General features: G+C 73.5%; 16 protein-coding genes and 1 tRNA gene. 7 read left to right on the forward strand and 10 right to left on the reverse strand.

Going from position 1 to position 16,167, the window contains the following annotated elements:
* Window positions 1-83 precede the first annotated feature (83 nt).
* Entirely contained in the window at window positions 84-1,694 is a 1,611-nt protein-coding gene (locus AB5J54_RS14295; protein ID WP_369149329.1) for a dynamin family protein, read from the reverse strand.
* Window positions 1,695-1,995: 301 nt separating this feature from the next.
* On the opposite strand from AB5J54_RS14295, the gene AB5J54_RS14300 reads away from it, so the two are divergent.
* Window positions 1,996-2,068, forward strand: a tRNA-Arg gene (locus AB5J54_RS14300).
* A 138-nt stretch (window positions 2,069-2,206) separates the two neighbouring features.
* Here AB5J54_RS14300 and AB5J54_RS14305 read toward each other — a convergent pair.
* Entirely contained in the window at window positions 2,207-3,016 is an 810-nt protein-coding gene (locus tag AB5J54_RS14305) for a DUF4239 domain-containing protein (RefSeq protein ID WP_369144294.1), read from the reverse strand.
* Between the two features lie 382 nt (window positions 3,017-3,398).
* Here AB5J54_RS14305 and AB5J54_RS14310 point away from each other — a divergent pair, with 382 nt between their 5' ends.
* Both AB5J54_RS14310 and AB5J54_RS14315 read left to right on the forward strand, forming a co-directional pair.
* Window positions 3,399-4,070 carry a DUF4097 family beta strand repeat-containing protein gene (locus AB5J54_RS14310; RefSeq protein ID WP_369144295.1) on the forward strand — a complete coding sequence of 224 codons (672 nt, stop codon included), beginning with the start codon at window positions 3,399-3,401 and terminating at the stop codon, window positions 4,068-4,070.
* A gap of 57 nt (window positions 4,071-4,127) precedes the next feature.
* Complete coding sequence (locus tag AB5J54_RS14315) at window positions 4,128-4,982, forward strand: PhzF family phenazine biosynthesis protein (protein ID WP_369149330.1); 855 nt, start codon at window positions 4,128-4,130, stop codon at window positions 4,980-4,982.
* Here the strand turns inward: AB5J54_RS14315 and AB5J54_RS14320 are convergent.
* Complete coding sequence (locus AB5J54_RS14320) at window positions 4,963-5,253, reverse strand: winged helix-turn-helix transcriptional regulator (RefSeq protein WP_369144297.1); 291 nt, start codon at window positions 5,251-5,253, stop codon at window positions 4,963-4,965. The two genes, AB5J54_RS14315 and AB5J54_RS14320, sit on opposite strands and share 20 nt — an antisense overlap.
* Before the next feature lie 209 nt (window positions 5,254-5,462).
* Here AB5J54_RS14320 and AB5J54_RS14325 point away from each other — a divergent pair, with 209 nt between their 5' ends.
* A complete protein-coding gene (locus tag AB5J54_RS14325; protein ID WP_369144298.1) occupies window positions 5,463-6,017 on the forward strand; it encodes a carboxymuconolactone decarboxylase family protein in 555 nt (184 codons plus the stop codon).
* Here AB5J54_RS14325 and AB5J54_RS14330 read toward each other — a convergent pair.
* A complete protein-coding gene (locus tag AB5J54_RS14330) occupies window positions 5,954-6,907 on the reverse strand; it encodes a LysR family transcriptional regulator (protein WP_369144299.1) in 954 nt (317 codons plus the stop codon). The genes AB5J54_RS14325 and AB5J54_RS14330 overlap by 64 nt on opposite strands.
* A gap of 123 nt (window positions 6,908-7,030) precedes the next feature.
* Between AB5J54_RS14330 and AB5J54_RS14335 the strand changes: the two genes are divergently transcribed.
* Entirely contained in the window at window positions 7,031-7,492 is a 462-nt protein-coding gene (locus AB5J54_RS14335) for a cupin domain-containing protein (protein WP_369144300.1), read from the forward strand.
* On the opposite strand, the gene AB5J54_RS14340 is transcribed toward AB5J54_RS14335, so the two are convergent.
* Window positions 7,471-9,297 carry an IucA/IucC family siderophore biosynthesis protein gene (locus AB5J54_RS14340; protein WP_369144301.1) on the reverse strand — a complete coding sequence of 609 codons (1,827 nt, stop codon included), beginning with the start codon at window positions 9,295-9,297 and terminating at the stop codon, window positions 7,471-7,473. The genes AB5J54_RS14335 and AB5J54_RS14340 overlap by 22 nt on opposite strands.
* A 73-nt stretch (window positions 9,298-9,370) precedes the next feature.
* Between AB5J54_RS14340 and AB5J54_RS14345 the strand changes: the two genes are divergently transcribed.
* The gene (locus AB5J54_RS14345; protein ID WP_369144302.1) at window positions 9,371-10,966 is read left to right on the forward strand and encodes an IucA/IucC family siderophore biosynthesis protein; all 1,596 of its coding nucleotides are present in this window, start codon (window positions 9,371-9,373) and stop codon (window positions 10,964-10,966) included.
* Here AB5J54_RS14345 and AB5J54_RS14350 read toward each other — a convergent pair.
* From AB5J54_RS14350 to AB5J54_RS14365, 4 genes are all read right to left on the reverse strand, one after another.
* Window positions 10,941-12,281: an esterase-like activity of phytase family protein gene (locus AB5J54_RS14350; protein ID WP_369144303.1), complete on the reverse strand. Its 1,341-nt coding sequence runs from the start codon at window positions 12,279-12,281 to the stop codon at window positions 10,941-10,943. The genes AB5J54_RS14345 and AB5J54_RS14350 overlap by 26 nt on opposite strands.
* A 133-nt stretch (window positions 12,282-12,414) precedes the next feature.
* Complete coding sequence (locus tag AB5J54_RS14355; RefSeq protein ID WP_369144304.1) at window positions 12,415-13,281, reverse strand: hypothetical protein; 867 nt, start codon at window positions 13,279-13,281, stop codon at window positions 12,415-12,417.
* An 87-nt stretch (window positions 13,282-13,368) separates the two neighbouring features.
* A complete protein-coding gene (locus AB5J54_RS14360; RefSeq protein ID WP_369144305.1) occupies window positions 13,369-13,767 on the reverse strand; it encodes a hypothetical protein in 399 nt (132 codons plus the stop codon).
* A 32-nt stretch (window positions 13,768-13,799) separates the two neighbouring features.
* Window positions 13,800-14,075 carry a hypothetical protein gene (locus AB5J54_RS14365; RefSeq protein ID WP_369144306.1) on the reverse strand — a complete coding sequence of 92 codons (276 nt, stop codon included), beginning with the start codon at window positions 14,073-14,075 and terminating at the stop codon, window positions 13,800-13,802.
* A gap of 300 nt (window positions 14,076-14,375) precedes the next feature.
* Here AB5J54_RS14365 and AB5J54_RS14370 point away from each other — a divergent pair, with 300 nt between their 5' ends.
* Complete coding sequence (locus AB5J54_RS14370; protein WP_369144307.1) at window positions 14,376-15,521, forward strand: winged helix DNA-binding domain-containing protein; 1,146 nt, start codon at window positions 14,376-14,378, stop codon at window positions 15,519-15,521.
* Here AB5J54_RS14370 and AB5J54_RS14375 read toward each other — a convergent pair.
* On the reverse strand, window positions 15,515-16,165 hold the full coding sequence (locus tag AB5J54_RS14375; RefSeq protein WP_369144308.1) for a potassium-transporting ATPase subunit C: 651 nt from the start codon (window positions 16,163-16,165) through the stop codon (window positions 15,515-15,517). The two genes, AB5J54_RS14370 and AB5J54_RS14375, sit on opposite strands and share 7 nt — an antisense overlap.
* Window positions 16,166-16,167: the final 2 nt, after the last annotated feature.

Below are 16,167 nucleotides of genomic sequence, written 5' to 3' on the forward strand. Positions count from 1 at the left end.
GCTCAGCGCCGCGCTCCGGGGCCGGCCCGCGGCCGCGGTCTCGGTCTCGGTCTCGGTCGCGGTCTCGGTCGTCGTCCACCACGTCACTTCTCCTTCTGCAGTACGGAGAGCGCGGCGATCAGCTCCGCCTGCGGCTCGGGGGTGACGTCGAGGGCGTCGAGGGGCGCGAGGCGGCGGTCGCGCTCGGCGTGCAGGACGCGGTCGACGTACGAGAGGACGAGTTCGCCGCCCTTGTCGCGCAGCCGCAGGGCGGCCTGGGCGCCCAGGAGTTCGGCGAGGCGTTCGCCGGCGGCGCGGGCGCGGCGGCCGCCGAGGAGGGAGGCGGCCAGGAGCGCGGCGACGGTGTCGGGCTCCGGGACGGGGCTGCGGGATCCCGAGGGGCGCTCCACGTTCCGCACCTCGTCCTCGGCGAGCTCTTCGAGCACGCGGCGCCAGCGGCGTACCTCCACGCCGATGCGTTCGGCGGTCTCCCGGTCGCCGCCGGTACGGAGCGGGCCGAGGGGCTCGGAGGCGGGTTCGCGGCGCCAGGTGTCCCGGACGCGCTCCTCGGCGGCGGAGACCGCGCAGTGCAGGAGGGCGGCGAGGGACTCGGCGAGGGCGTCCAGGAGCTCGTCGGCGGTGCTGTCGCGGGGGTAGCCGCGCCAGCGGGTGCGGGCGTCGCCGGCGAGGACGGCGCCGCGGCCGAGTTCCTTGCGCACCCGCTTGCCCTGCTCGCCGTACGCGGCCTCGACGACGCCGCCGAGGCGGCCCGCGGCCGCGTACTGGGCGGCGACGGCGGCGGCCAGCTCGGGCAGCCGGGCGTCGAGGGAGTCGATGACGCCGGAGGCTGTCCGGTCGGCGGCCTGCTGGCGGGCGGCGGGGTCCTGGGCGCGGTGGGCGAGCCAGCCGCGCAGAGCGGCGACGGCACTGTCGGGCAGCAGTCCGCTGCCGCCGCCGGCGGACTCGGGCAGCTCGGGGATGGTGAAACGGGGGACGTCGCCGAGGCCGGCCTTGTCGAGCAGCGCCTCGTACTGCCGGGAGACCTCGCCGATGACCTGATGGGGGACGCGGTCGAGGACGGTGACGAGGGTGGCGTCGTACTCCTTGGCGGTACGGAGCAGGTGCCAGGGCACGGCGTCGGCGTACCGCGAGGCGGTGGTGACCATCACCCAGATGTCGGCGGCGCAGATCAACTCGGCGGCGAGGAGCCGGTTCTCGACGACGAGGGAGTCGATGTCGGGGGCGTCGAGGAGGGCGAGCCCGCGGGGCAGGGAGGCGGCGGTCTCGACGCGGAGCGCGTTCTCCTCGGGGGCGGGCTCGTCGACGGGGTGGTCCTCGTCGGCCTGGGGCAGCCAGACGCGGGTGAGCTGCGGGAGGACGCGCATGCCGGCGAACCAGTGGTGGTCCTCGGGGTGGCAGACGAGCACGGGGGTCCGGGTGGTGGGCCTGAGCACCCCGGACTCGCTGACGCGGCGCCCGACAAGGGAGTTGACGAGGGTGGACTTCCCGGCCCCGGTGGATCCGCCGACGACGGCGAGGAGCGGGGCGTCGGGGTCCTTCAGCCGGGGCACCAGGTAGTCGTCGAGCTGGGCGAGCAACTCGGCCCGGGTCTGGCGGGCGCGGGGCGTGTCGGGGAGGGGCAGTGGGAGACGCACGGCGGCGACTCGGTCGCGCAGGGCGGAGAGTGCGTCGATCAGCTGAGGCCGTTCGTCCAAGGTCACCACATGCGAAGAATGCCCAATTTATGAGTGTTTTTGAAGCCTATTGCGACCCTGCGCGCCGAAGAGAAGGGTGGCGCCCGCAAGGTCGGGCATAACGAGTGCACAACACCCGCCGCGAGTGGCGCGAAAAGCGCTGCGCGAATCGCACCTGCCTGCGATTATCGGTTCGCTTCACCGAACCTCCACATCGTGCCACGCAGGTGAAGCAACCGGGTCAAGGCGATCGGAGCCCTATCCTTGTCCCGGCAGGCACACCCCACCCACCAGGGGCTCCTGGCCACACGGCCACCACCCGGCCCCCGTAGCTCAGTGGATAGAGCAGGTGCCTTCTAAGCACTTGGCCGCAGGTTCGAGTCCTGCCGGGGGCGCACCACCAGGACCCTCCTTCGGGAGGGTCCTTCTTGTCGGTCGGGGCCGGTTTCGGGTGACTGGCGGAATGCGGTCACGCAAAGGCCGGGGGAGTTCACGCCACGGACGCCACCGAGGAGTCGCGCCCGGCCGCGTCGTCACGGTGAGCCGAGTGCGCCCTGTGGCCAGAACCGGGACAGGGACGACTCCTTGAACGGCTGGGAGCTGACGGTGAGGTCGCCCGCGAAGGGGCGGTCGAGGACCAGGACCAGGAGCAGGCTGAAGCCGATCAGGCCGGCGACGGTGGCCACGAAGAGGAACTGCATCTTCAGACTGCGCAGGCCGTAGAGGAAGGTCAGCAGGATGATGACCACCGCCCCGCCGTAGACCAGGACCTGGAGCAGGACCGGCAGCTCGTTCGTGGCGATGTTGATCCGTTCCCTCCGCATGGCGGCCGCGTCGTTGAGCCGGGTGACGGCCTCCCCGTAGAAGGCCTGGTCGCGCGGGGTGGGCGGGTCGTAGGCCTGCAGTGCGTCGTACATCTCGCCGAGCTGTCGGGAGGTGGCCGCGAAGCTCGGTCGGCCCTCGCGCATCTTCGGCCACTGCACCTCGACGACGGCGTGTACGTACTCTCCCACCGCCTTGTCGACCCGCGCCCGTTCTTCGGGCGGGAAGGACCGGGTGGCGCGGACCACCAGGGAGACGTCGGTGGCCTCCTGGGAGACGACCGTCTGGGTGTGGTCCAGCTGGGTCCACAGGGTGACGACGACGAACGCGAGGATGATCCCGTAGATCGCGCCGAACATGCCCAGCACGACGCCGACCATCTCGTTGTGTTCGCCCTCGGCCAGGCGGGGGAACCGACGGCGGGCGAGCGCGCTGCCCGCGACGGCGATCAGCACGATCGAACCGACCATGAGCAGGGTCAGTACGAACGTACTCAGGTGGTTGAGCATCCACAGCGCCACGAGGGGCCTCCCGGGACGTGAGTCGCCGAACGCCGACGGTCGAGGTCAGACGGCAGCCGCCCGCCCGCTCGGCCGCCTGCCCACAGGCTAGGCAGGCCCGCGGCCGGGCCACGACCTCGTAGACCCGCCTGGCCCAGTGCGCGTCCGCCGGATCACCCGGAGCGGCCGGCTCGTCGCCCTTCAGTCGCCCGCCATAGCGTTCACTTTCATTCATTGCAACGAGAGAGCCCATGAGCGTTGCATTAGCCTTACTCCCATTGCAATGAAATCTCCGCCTTGACCTGCAATTATCGCCAATTCGCGCAACACGTGCGTTGCCAGACTCGTGAATGCAACGTAGCTTTTCCTTCATCGGAAACAACGACTCCAAGGAGAACGCACCATGCAGACCTTCGCCACCACCGCCCCCGTCTCCGCCGTCCTCGACATCCCCTCCGGCCGCATCCGCTTCATCGCCGCCGACCGGACCGACACCACGGTCGAGGTCCTGCCCGCCGACGCCTCCAAGAGCCGGGACGTGAAGGCGGCCGAGCAGACCGGGGTCTCCTTCTCGGACGGTGTCCTGCGGATCTCCGTCCCCCCGGCGAAGAACCAGTACTTCGGTCCGTCCGGGGCCGTCGAGGTCACCGTCCAGCTGCCCGCCGGCTCCCGGGTCGACGCGAAGGCGGCCGCCGCCGAGCTGCGCGGGGTCGGGCGGCTCGGCGACGTCACCTTCGAGGGCGCCCAGGCCACCGTCAAGCTCGACGAGACCGCGAGCGCCCGCCTCACCCTCCAGGCCGGCGACATCGCGGTCGGGCGCCTCGGCGGCGACGCCGAGATCAGGACCCGGAAGGGCGACCTGCGGATCGACGAGGCCATGCGCGGCACGGTCGTGCTGCGGACCGAGGCCGGCGAGATCAGCGTCGGCGCCGCCCGTGGCGTCTCCGCCTCCCTCGACGCCGGCACCGCCTACGGCCGGATCCGCAACTCCCTCCGGAACGCCGACGGCGCCGGCGCCGGGCTCAGCATCCGCGCCACCACCTCCTACGGCGACATCACCGCGCGCAGCCTCTGAGCCCGACGCGATGTTCGTGCGAGCATCCGGCCGACAGTGGGTAGGGAGGGCCGTGTGATGTTCTTCGGAGAGCCGTCCCCGACCGTCGTCCGCGCCTGTGTGCGGGACGGCCGGGGCGGCAGCCCCACACTCGTCCTGGACGACGGGCCGTTCGGCGAGGCCGAGCGGCGGCGCCTGCCCGGGGAGGCCGGCGCCTCCCACGCCGTCTTCGTCTCGCCCGGACCCGAGCAGGACGGGCTTCCTCTCTTCTCCCTCCGGTTCTTCACCTCCGCCGGGGAGTTGCCCTCCTGCGGGCACGGGACGATCGCCGCCCTCGGGCACCTCGCCGCACGCGCGGACACCGACTCCACCCGGGTGTCCCTCCGGGTCGCGGGCCGCACCTTCCCCGCCTGGGCCGTACGGAGAGAGAGCCACGTCGAAGCCGGCTTCGCCTACGGGTCCGTGGAGCTGCGCGAGCCGGCCCCGGGCGAGTCCGAACTCGTCCTGCCGGCGCTCGGCATCCGCCCCGACGCCCTCGGGCCGGGGGTCCGGGTCGCCTCCGTCGGGCGCCCCCGGCTGCTGGTCCCGGTCACCTCACGGTCCGAACTCGCCGCCCTCGCCCCGGACATGGAGCGGCTTCGCGAGGCCTGCGACCGCCTCGGGCTCCTTGGCTGTTACGTGCACTCCGCACCGTCGCCCTCGGGGCGGGCCGCCGCCCGGATGTTCGCCCCGTCGATCGGCGTCCCCGAGGACATCGCCAACGCCAACAGCACCGCCTGCCTCGCCGCCCACCTGGCCGGTCACGGCTTCCCCCGCATCGCCGTGGACATGGGGGACTCCCTCGGCAGCCCCGCCACCATCCGGGCCGGGGTGTCCGACTCGGGGGTGCTGCAGTTGGGCGGGGACGTCGTCGTCACGCGTCCCTTTCCGTAGGGCCTGCCGTCTCCTCCGCCCATCGTTCGCTCCAGGCCTCCAGGGGCGCCAGCGCCGTGACGAGTTCCGCCCCCAGGGGGGTGAGCCGGTACTCGTCGTCCCGGCGGGCGAGCAGACGAGCCTCCGTCAGTTCGTCCAGGCGGGTGCTGAGCACGCTGGACGACATCCGCTCGCAGCGGCGCTGGAGTTCGCGGAAGCCGGCCGGCGCCTGGCTCAGCTCCCACAGGACGCGCAGGGCCCAGCGGCGTCCCAGCAGGTCGAGCGCGGCCATGACCGGACGGCCGGAGGCCGATCCCCGCACCGGCCCACCGGGACGTGGTGCCGATCCCCGCACCGGCCCACCGGGACGTGGTGCCGATCCCTGTACTGGTCGACCAGGGCGTGGCGCCGATCCCGTCGCCATGGCTCTCCCCCTCCTTGCGCTTCGTTTTCAGAAGCAGCATAGTGGCGCTTCTGAAAACGAAGCAGGAGGTGCTTCACATGCCGCGCATCGAACCGCTCGTCCCCCCTTACTCCCCCGCCGTCGACCAGGACCTGCGCCGCTGGATGCCGCCCGGCGTCCCCCACGAACCGCTCCTGCTCTTCCGGGTCCTGCACCGCAGCCCCGAGCTCGCGTCCCGCATGTTCGCCCTGGGTGCCGGGCTCCTCGGCCACGGGCTGCTGCCGGCCGCCGACCGTGAGCTCGTCATCGCCCGCGTCACCGCCCGCAGCGGCTGCGCGTACGAGTGGGGCGTCCACGCCGCGACCCTCGCCCCGCGGGCCGGGCTCGGCCCCGAGCTGCTCCGGGCCACCGCCACCACGGACCCGACCCCCGTGGTGTCCGAGCGCCAGGCCGCGCTCCTCGCCGCCGTCGACGAGCTGCACGACACCGCCCGCCTCTCCGAGTCCGCCTGGACCGCCCTGCGCGGCCACTACGAGGACGAGCAGCTCCTCGAACTCCTCGTCCTGGCCGGCTGGTACCGGACCATCAGCTACCTCGCCAACGGGCTGCTCCTGGAGGAGGAGACCTGGGCGGCACCCTTCCCCGGGAGCTGATCCGGCGCGACCGCGTGCAGGGACCCCAGCAGGTGCCGCAGCGCCGGGCCCGGCGGGCCCGGTCGTACGGCCAGCGAGGTGGCGACCGTGAGGCCGGCGAGCGGGCGCACCGCGACCCGGGGGACCGTCGGCAGTCCGCGCACCTCGTAGAAGAGGGTCCACGAAGGCTCCAGGGCCGTGCCGATCTCGGTCAGCGTGGCCTGGAGGTCGCTGAACTCCGGGCCCTGGACCGGCTGGAGCCCGGCCGCCCGGAACGCCCCGGTGACCAGGGCGTGGAAGGGCGGATTCGCCTCCCGGGGCGCGAGCCGCAGCGGGAGCCGGGCCAGTTGCTCCAGGTGCGGCTCCGGTGCGGCGGAGAGGGGGTGCTGCTCGGGCAGGGCGGCGTACAGCGGGTCGCTCCACAGCGGGAGCAGTTCGAGTCCGGGAGCGGCCCCCGGCTCGTCCGGCAGCGCTCGTACGAGAGCCGCGTCCAGCTCTCCGGTGCGTACGGCCTCCAGTCGGCGGGCGACCGGGAGCCGGTGCAGGCGCACCTGCAACCGGGGTGCTGCGGAGGCGAGTGCGGCGAGGACGCGGTTGATGCGGTCTCCCGGGCCGTGGATGCCGCCCAGGCGGAGCACTCCGTCGGCGCCGGCCGCGATGTCGGCGGCCACGCGCGCGGTGTGGTCGGCGGCCGCGAGGACGGCGCGTGCCTCGGGGAGCAGCCGCTCGCCGGCGCCGGAGAGCCGCACGTGCCGGGTGGTGCGCTCGAAGAGCTCGACGCCCCAGGCGCGTTCGAGCCGGCGGATCTGCTGGCTGACCGCCGACTGCACGATGCCGAGCCGCTCGGCGGCCCGGCCGAAACCGCCCTCCTCGGCCACGGCCACGAAGTAGCGCAGCTGCCGCAGCTCCATCACGGCCCCCCTTGGTCTGTCATTCATCACGAACGGTGATCTCTGTCGTCCCCAACCGCCTGTGGTACGGCCTCGCTTCCCCGGATCGAATGGATGCCGACTCCCGAGAAGGAAGGACCGACGATGTCCGAGATCCAGAAGGCGCTGGTCGTGCACGCCGAGGAGGCCGAGCGGATCGGCCTCCCCCACGGCGGCGGGTTCCGCCTGCTCGCCGACGGCCGCGACACCGGAGGCGCGCTCGGGGCCAACCGGCTCTCGCTCGGTGAGGGCGCGGCCGGAGCCCGCCCGCATTTCCACGCGCTGTCGACCGAGCTGTTCCATGTACTGGACGGGGTCGTGCGGTTCACCCTGGACGGCGTGACCTCGATCGTGGCCGCCGGAGGCCTGGTCTCCGTGCCGCCCGGGACGCCGCATTCCTTCGGCGCGGCCCCCGGCTCGGCGGCGGAGCTGCTCGTGGTCCTGACCCCGGGCGTCGACCGCTTCGGCTACTTCCGGGCGCTCGGGCGCATCCAGCACGGCCTGGGGACCTTCGACGACCTTCTGCCCGCGTCCGAACAGGACCGCTACGACGTGCACTTCGTGTGAGGCGTACGGGTCAGGGGGTTCGGGAGCGGGATCCACGCGTCGCGGTCCACGCCCCGCAGGCGCATCAGGGTGAGGGCCTTGACCCGGAGTTCCGGGGCGAAGAGGGCCGCTCGGTCGGCCCGGTTCTCGGAAGTGGCGGGAAGGGCGTCGTACGCGCGCTCGGCGGCGGCCGCGACGAGCGACCAGAGGTGGGTCCCGGCGGCCCGGTCGCGGTCGGCGAGGGCGGAGACGAGGGTGCCGAAGGTCGTGCCGAAGAGGTGGCCGAAAAGCATCGTGCGGAGGACGTCCGGGTCGTCGTCGATCACCTTCCCGCCCACGGGTGTGGCGTCGAAACCGTGCCGGGCGAGGCGGCTCGGGCTCAGCCGGACGTCGGCGAGGTCCCGGTAGACGAGCCGGCGGGGACGGGCGTGCGCGTCGAGCACGACCAGGAGGTTCTGGCCGTGGGCGGCGGGCGCGACGCCCCGGCTCAGGAGGCGGACGAGCGGCGGGACGGCGAGGTCGGCGAAGGCGGCCAGCCAGTCGGCGCCGGATGCGCCCGCGGACTCCAGGAGGGTGTGGATCAGGGGCGGTCCGTCGCCGGCGGGGCGGGCGGCGAGCGCCGCCACCGGCAGGACCGTCTCCCCCTTGCGCGGGCGCGCGGCGGCGGACGGTGACTCGCGGAGCAGGACGGCGAGGTCGGCGCTGGGCTCCCCGCGGACGAGCGCGGAGGCGCCGGCGAGGTTGCGGGTGATGCGGAGGGTGTCGGCCAGGTCGGCCACGACGCTCGACAGCAGGGCCGAGAGGGGCGCGCTGTTCTCCACGCCGCTCGCCGAGATGTCGCGGATCGCGCTGGTCATCCGGGTGCTCAGCGCCGTCTTCAGGTGCGGGCCGCCATCGAGCGGGGCGAGGGTCCGTACGCTCATCAGCGGCCGGGCGGGGATCGCTCCGGTGACGTACGGCTCGTGTCCGAGGCTGGGCAGGACGTGCGCGGTCTGCCAGGGGTGCACGGGCAGCAACAGCCGGTCGCCGTCCCGCAGCCGGTCGGGCCACTCCCCCGCGACGCGGCACCGGTCGGCGGGCACGGCCACGAGGTCGAGGCGGACGACGGGGCGGTGCTCGGGCGCGTACGCCAGCTGCTCGGCGACGGAGAGCCCGGGACGGCTGCGGCAGCAGGGGTGGTACGGGTGCCCGTCGACGACGCTCTGCTCGGCGGAGGCCAGAGGGTCGACGAGGAGTGGCCCGGGGGCCGACGGCGCCGCCCGTGCCGCCCCCGCCCGGGACGACGCCAGAGAGAGTGGCCCGGGGGCCGATCCCGCCGCCCGTGCCGCCCCCGCCCGGGACAGCGCCAGGGAGGCCACGCTGTGGGCGAGTTCGGCGACGAGGGGCTCGGCGCCCGGCAGGCGAAGAGCGGCGAGGAGGGCGGCCGGGTGCTCGTGGGCGCGGCCGTCGAGCCGTACGGTCAGGTCCTCGCCGGGGACCACCAGGTCGTACGGGAGCCGGGGCGGCCCGCTCAGGACCCGGCCGTCGGCGAGCTCCACGCGCCCGGTGTCCGCGTCGCGCGCCGCGACGCCGGGCAGCGGCTCGTGGAGCAGCGCGCGCCAGAGCCGCCCGAGGACCGCCGCCCGGGCCGGAACCAGCTCCTGCCGCCAGGCGGCGAGAAGCCCGGGGGCGAGGAGCCGGGGAGCGAGGTCCGCGAGCTCGTCGGCGAAGGCGGCAAAGGCGGCGAAGGCGGCCTCGGCGGCGCCCGGCGGGTCCGCGCCCGCCGCCGCCTCGGGGGCGCGCGGTTCGTCGCGGGCGCTCGTATCGTGATCCGGAGCGGAGTGCATGAAGGCTCACTACCCTGCGCAGGATGTCCCTACCGGTGGACGACCTGCCGGGGCACGGGTGGAAGGCGCTGTCGTGAGTGAAGCCAAGGGCCGGGCCGACGCCCTGTCGGCCACCGCCCTCCTCAACTGCCTGATCCGGGAGGTCGCCGAGACCGGGCCGCGCCCCGGCGCCGGCCACGTCGTCCACCGGCTCCCCGCGACCGGCCGGCTGCTGCGGGTGCGGGCCGGCCGCCGGCCCACCGAGCCCTGCGTCCGTACCGACGGCGGCTGGCTCCCGCTGACCTTCGACGCCCTCGTGGCCCTGACCGCCGACGAGCTCGGCCGCCGCACCGGCGTCACCAACAGGACCGTCCTCCGCGAGATGACGGACAGCCGGGACGTCGTCGCCGCGCTCCAGCACGCGCGCGCGTGCGCCCGCCCCCCGGAGGACCCGTACCTGCGGTCCGAGCAGGCCCTGCTCGCCGGGCACCGGTACCACCCCGCCCCCAAGGCCCGCGGCACCGGCGCCCCGGAGAGCTGGCTGCCCTACGCGCCCGAGGCCTACGCCCGCTTCCCGCTGGAGCTCCTCGGCGTCCGTGCGGACGTCGTCGCGGAGGACGGTGACCTGTCGCTCCTCGACCCGCTCCTGACCGCGTGCCCCGACGGTTACGTCCCTCTTCCCATCCACCCCTGGGAGCTCGATCTCCTCGGCGACCTGCCCGCCTTCCGCGACGGGCGGCTGCTCCGGCTCGGGCCCGGCGCCCCGCGCGCGGGGCACGCCGTCGCGACCTCCTCGGTGCGGACCGTGTACCTGCCGGGGATCGACACCTTCTGCAAGTTCAGCCTCGACGTGCAGATCACCAACGGGAACCGCCGTCTGGAGCTGCGCGACCTCCTCTGGCTGCGGACGGTCGGCGAGCTCCTCGCGCCCGCCTTCGAACCCCTCCCCACCGCGAGCTTCCTCGCCGACCGGGGCTACCGCACCGCCGACCTCGGCGGGCAGCACGCCTACGAGGGCTTCGCGGTGATCGCCCGCGAGGGTCTGCGGCCGCATCTGCTGCCCGGGGTGACACCGCTGCTCGCGGCGGGCATCGGCGAGGGCTTCCCCGGCAACCCGCTCGACGGGCTCACCCCCGAGCGGGCGCTCCTGTGGTGGCAGCGCTACCTCGACCAGCTGGTGCCGCCGGTCCTGCACGCCTGGCGGGCGCACGGCCTGGTCCTGGAATGCCATCTGCAGAACGTCCTGGTCGGCGTGGACGCCGCCGGTCTCCCCGCGCAGGTGGTCTTCCGCGACCACGAGGGGATACGGATCGTCGCCGAGCGGCACCGGGCGCTCCTGGACCGGTACGCGTCCCGCGGGCCCGCACCGGTCCTGGACGCGGCGCACGGCTGGGAGCGGCTCGTGTACTGCCTGGTGACGAACAACCTCTCCGAGATCGCCGGCGCCCTCACCGACCGCCACCCGGAGCTCGCCGCCGAGCTGTGGCCCCGGGCGCGGGCGGTGTTCGCCGGGTACGCGGCGGAGCACGGAGGTCCGGCGGAGATCACCGGGCTGCTCGGCTCGCCCCACGTGCCCGCCAAGACCAACCTGCTCCTGCGCTGGCTCGACGTGGACGGCGCCGACGCCCGCTACGTCCCCCTGGCCAATCCGCTGAGGACGGCCGTCAGCGGACCGGGCGGTTCAGCCTGACCCGTACGAGCGTGGTCTCCACGCCGCTGTCGACGAGCCGGCCGTCGGTGTCGAAGGCCTCCGGGCCGTCCGTCATCCCGAAGTCGTTGTCGTTCAGGAGGACGAGGGTCGAGGAGCCTTCGACGGCGACGCCCTCGATCTTGCCGGGCACGCCCTCGACGGTGTTGAGGTCGATCACGAGCCGCTTGTCGAGCACCGGCACCTCGGCGGCCGCCGCGTCGTCGAGCTGCTCCAGGGTGGGTCCGGCGGCCGTGTCCCAGTTCGAGCCGAGGATGTCGGAGCCGCGGCGGAGGCGGACCTCGTAGAGGCGGGCGGCCTTGTCGGTGCGCTCCTGCACGAGGAGGCGGTCGCCGCCGACGGCGACGAGCGCGGAGAGCTTCAGCTCGGAGGTCTTCGTCTGGCCGGGCTCGACGACGCCGACGGCGTCGAAGCGGTAGGCGTACTCGGCGGTGACCCGGTTCTCGCGGGGCGAGAAGCGCAGCAGCCGGGTGGTGCGGGAGTTCTCCCCGGAGACCTTGTCGGGGTTGAGCAGCGGGCTCTGCAGGCCGAGGACGAGATCGCCGTCGGGCAGCAGCGCGAGGCCCTCGAAGCCGCGGTTGACCTTGCGCTGGAGGAAGATCGACGGCAGCGACTCGACGACCGGGTAGTCGGTGCCGGCGAGGTGGAGGCCCTGGGGGACGTGGCGGGCGAGGACCCGGCCCTTCGCGGAGACGTGCACGAGCGAGGGCCCGTACTCGTCGACCAGCCAGAAGCTGCCGTCCCGGTCCCGGACGAGGCCCTCGGTGTCCAGGCCGTTCGGGTTGTACGGGAGCGGGGTGGAGGCGTCGTAGGTGTACGGGGCCTCGTCGCGGCCGGGCTGGTTCGGCAGGCCCGTCACGGGGGCGCCGGAGGCGGTGGTGAGCGGGATGGACTTCAGGACCTGGATCCGGTCGCCGACGGTGCGGATCTTCACGATGGCCGGGTCGAAGCCGGGCACGGGGAAGGTGCGCCGCTTGTCCTTGCCGACGGTGATCTGGCCGTTGGGGCCCCGGTCGGTGACGGTCCAGTACTCGCCGCGACGGCCGGCCGGGTAGAGGTCGCTGCCGATGCCGCCGAGGTCGACGCTCCGGTCGTCGGCGACGCTGCCCGGCAGCAGGCCGTTGCTGAAGCCGGCCAGCGGGATGTCGGGGAGGGTCGAGGTGGAGACGACCCGGGCGGCGGGGTCGTCGTGGTGCGCCGGCGTGGCGTCGGCCGTCCCCACGACCACCGAGCACGCGAGCGCGGCGGACAGCGGCAGGACGACGAGGGCGGGCCGGCGCAGGAGGCGCGGATTCATCTGAACTCCCTGGATGACATGGAAAGTCGCCGGTGAGGGCGGCCTCATGGTCCAGTCCTTCGCGCAACACGGAGCGACGTGTTCGCGACGTCCGGGCGAGTCCTGGGTGAACGCGCGCCTCCCCGCACCTCACTCAGTACCGGTCGAGGATGAGCTGCGTCTTGAGGATGTCGCCGTGGTGCAGCCAGCCGTTGGCCTCGGCGACGGCGACGGCGTCCGCGTGCAGGTCGGCCGCGTCGGCGTACGAGTCGGTCTTGAAGGACAGCTCGACGACGTACTCCGTGCCCGTCCCGTTCGCGCCGACGACGGGCAGCACCTCGATGCTCGCGTCGTCGGAGGGGCCCCAGGCGCCCCCGTACACCTTGGCGGTGACCGGCCCGTGGGCGCGGGAGGCCTGGAGGGTGGTCCTGCCCCAGCCGGTGCTGTTCCAGTTCTCCAGCTTGCCGGGGATGTCGTTGACGAGCCAGGTGCGGCCGGTGGTGCTCGTCGGCATGGCGGTGCCGGAGTAGCCGCTGGAGCTGTGGGACTTCTCGGTGGAGAAGCTGAGGGTCTGCTTGGCGTATCCCCAGTCGACCTCGGCGTCGTAGTTGGTGTCGCCGCTGTCGAAGCCGGCGGCGTTGGCCGTGGTGAGGGCGGCGTCGATGTCGCCGTTCGTCACCGGGAAGCGCTTCTTGTACGTCTCCTCGAACGACGAGCCGCTCTTGTGGCGCAGGCGGACGCTCCAGCCCTGGGCGTCGAGCGCGAGCGCGTCGGTGTCGTAGTAGCTGTACGAGCGGGCCTTGGCCGAACCGGTGATGCCGAAGGCCGACTTGACCGCCGTGCTCGGGGCGAAGCTCGCGTCGAGGGCCGCCGCGGTGAGGTTGATCTTCACCTCGTACGTCGGGACGGCGTTGGCCGCGGCGTACGCCGGCGTGGTCGGGGCGAGCAGGGCGGCGGCGGCGGCGAGGGCGACGGCGGAGCCGACGGTGGCCGGGCGCGTGGCCCGAGGCAGGAAGGTCATGCGCCGATGCTCACGAGCGCGGGTGAGGACCGCGTGACCCGCGGACGTGGCCCGGGTGAACCGGCGGCGTCGGGAAACCGGGCCGCGCTACGGCACGTACTTCCCCTCGGGCCGCTGATGGGCGCCGGGAACTTCGTTGCCGTCGGCGTCGGTGACCGTGGCGAAGAAGGACGTGGCCCAGACCGTGATGCGTCCCGGCTCGTGCGCGGTCTCGAAGGGGTGGTCGTCCCAGCGCCCGTACGAGGTCACCCTGACGGCCTCCCCGGGGCGCAGCCAGTAGTCCTGCCCGAAGGGCTCCAGCCAGAGTTCGAGGAGCGCGTCGCCGTCGTTCTGCACGAGCAGCGGAACGGGATGGCCGAGCCGCTGGACGGCCTCGTGGCCGAAGTCCCCGGCCTTCGGCATGTTCTCGGTGAGCGCGGCGGTCATCCGCGCGGCCGGGGTGGGCTGTTGGGCCTGGTGCCGTTTGCTCCGTCTCCACATGGCCACGATTGTCTCCTCCTGCTCCTCGGCGGGTCCCCCTACCGCAGCAGCAGGTTCGCGCCCACGTCCTCCGGGACGGCCTCGCGGACCGGGGTGCTGTCGGGGCCCGGACGGTGTGCGCCGGGGACGGGGGTGGGGGTGGTGCGGTGGAGGAGGACCGTGCCGTCCCGGTGCCAGACCTCCGTGTAGCCGTGGGCGAGGAGGAGGTCGATCCGCTGTCGCTGTTCGTCGGTGGAGGCGAAGGGGAAGGTGCGGTCGTTCGTCCGCAGGAGCACCCAATCGGCGCCGCGCGGTGTCCGGTCGGCGATGACCACGTCCGTACGGGCGGTCAGGCGGGGCGCGATGGTGTTGTCGGCCTCGACCGTGGCGCCGTCGGGGATGAGTGCGGCGGCCGTGGCGAGGGGGTGTCGGTCCGGGGAGAGGGCGGCGCAGACGAGGAAGCAGAGGGCGGTGAGGGCCGCGCCCCGGTTCCGGCCGCCCAGGGGCCTTGAGGGAGCCGTCGCCGTGTCCCGTTCCCCGGACGGGCGCGGGCGGTCGGCAGGTACGGCGACGCAGATCCCATGGCCATGACATTACGTTGCGTACCCATGGGGGCGGGGAGGGAGAATCGCGCCATGGTCATCACCGCGCGAGCCCTCAACCGCTCCACCCTCCATCGGCAGTCGCTCCTGGAGCGGGCGCCGGTCGGCGTCGCGGACGCGGTACGGCGGGTGGTGGGCCTCCAGGCGCAGCATCCCGGCTCGCCGTACGTGGCGCTGTGGAACAGGGTCGCCGGCTTCGACCCGGACCGTCTCGACGGGGCCGTGAGCGGCTTCGAGCTGGTCAGGTCGACGCTGATGCGGCTCACGCTGCACCTGGTGCACGCCGAGGACTACCGGGCCTTCCGGGAGGGCATGGAGCCGACGCTGCGCGGTTCGCGGCTGCACGATCCCCGGTTCACGAAGGCGGGGTTCACGGCGGCCGACGCCGACGCGCTGCTGCCGGGCCTCCTGGCGTACGCCGGGAGCGCGCGGACCGGGGCCGAGCTGAAGGAGCACATCGAGGCGGGCCGGGGCGGGCCCGTGGAGAACGTCGTCTGGCGGATGGTCCGGCAGTACGCCCCGCTGTGGCACGCGCCGACCGGCCCGCCGTGGTCGTTCGGCACCGCGCAGGCCTTCGTCACGGCGAGCGAACTGCCGGTGCTCCGCGACCCGGAGGCGTCCGCCGCCGGCCTGGCGGCCCTGGTCCGGCGCTATCTGGAGGGCTTCGGGCCCGCGTCCGTACCCGACATGGCGCAGTTCACGACGGCCCCGCGCGGCCTGGTACGGGAGGCGGTGAAGGCCCTGGAGGGCGGGCTCGACCGCCTGGTGGGGCCCGACGGGACCGTGCTGTACGACGTACCGGGAGCGGTCCGGCCCGACGAGGACGTCCCGGCGCCGCCCCGGCTGATGGCGATGTGGGACAACGTCCTGCTGGCCTACGCGGACCGCAGCCGGGTCATCCCGCCCGAGTACCGCAAGCACGTCATCCGCGTGAACGGCGACACGCTCCCGACGCTCCTCGTCGACGGGTACGTGGCCGGGGTCTGGCGGCCGGTCGAGGGCGGGATCGAGGCCTCGGCCTTCCACCCGCTCCCGGCCGGGGTGTGGGAGGCCCTCGCCGCCGAGGCCGAGTCGTTCGGCCGGCTGATCGCGGCCCGGGACCCGCACGTCTACCGCCGCTACGACCACTGGTGGGTCAAGGGGCTTCCGACGGTCGAGTCCCGGGTCCTGAGCTATTGACCCTCGATCAGTTCCTTGAGTGCGATGTTGAGTTCCAGGACGTTGACGCGGGGTTCGCCGATGAAGCCGAGGATGCGGTCGTCGGTGTGGTCGGCGACGAGCCTGTCGACCCGGGCGACGGCGAGGTGGTTCTTCTCGGCGACCCGGTGGACCTGGAGCTCGGCGTAGGCCGGGGAGATGTGCGGGTCCAGGCCGGAGCCGGAGGAGGTGACGGCGTCGGCGGGGACGTCGGAGGGCTTCACCGTGTATCCGGGGACGGAGTTGTCCTTGACGACGGCCGCCTTGGCGTCCTTGACCCAGGTGATCAGGTCCTCGTTGTCGCCGGAGCGGTTGGTGGCGCCGGAGAGGATCAGCTTGTACCGGGTGTTGACGCTGTTGGCGCCCAGACCGTTGGAGGGGCGGGGCTGGAACCACTTCAGGTCCGGCTTGTCGCCGGCGAGATAGCTCTGGCCGATCAGCTCCGAGCCGACGACCCTCCCGCTCGCGTCCTTGACCTCGGAACCGTTCGCCTTGCCCGGGAAGGCAGCCTGGGCGATGCCGGTGACGGCGAGCGGGTAGAGGACGCCGCAGATCACGGTCAGGACGAGGAGGGCGCGCAGCCCCGCCCAGAGCACACGGCCGGTGTTTCCTACGGAGTTGTTCATCG

Source organism: Streptomyces sp. R44, assembly GCF_041053105.1.
GTDB lineage: Bacteria > Actinomycetota > Actinomycetes > Streptomycetales > Streptomycetaceae > Streptomyces.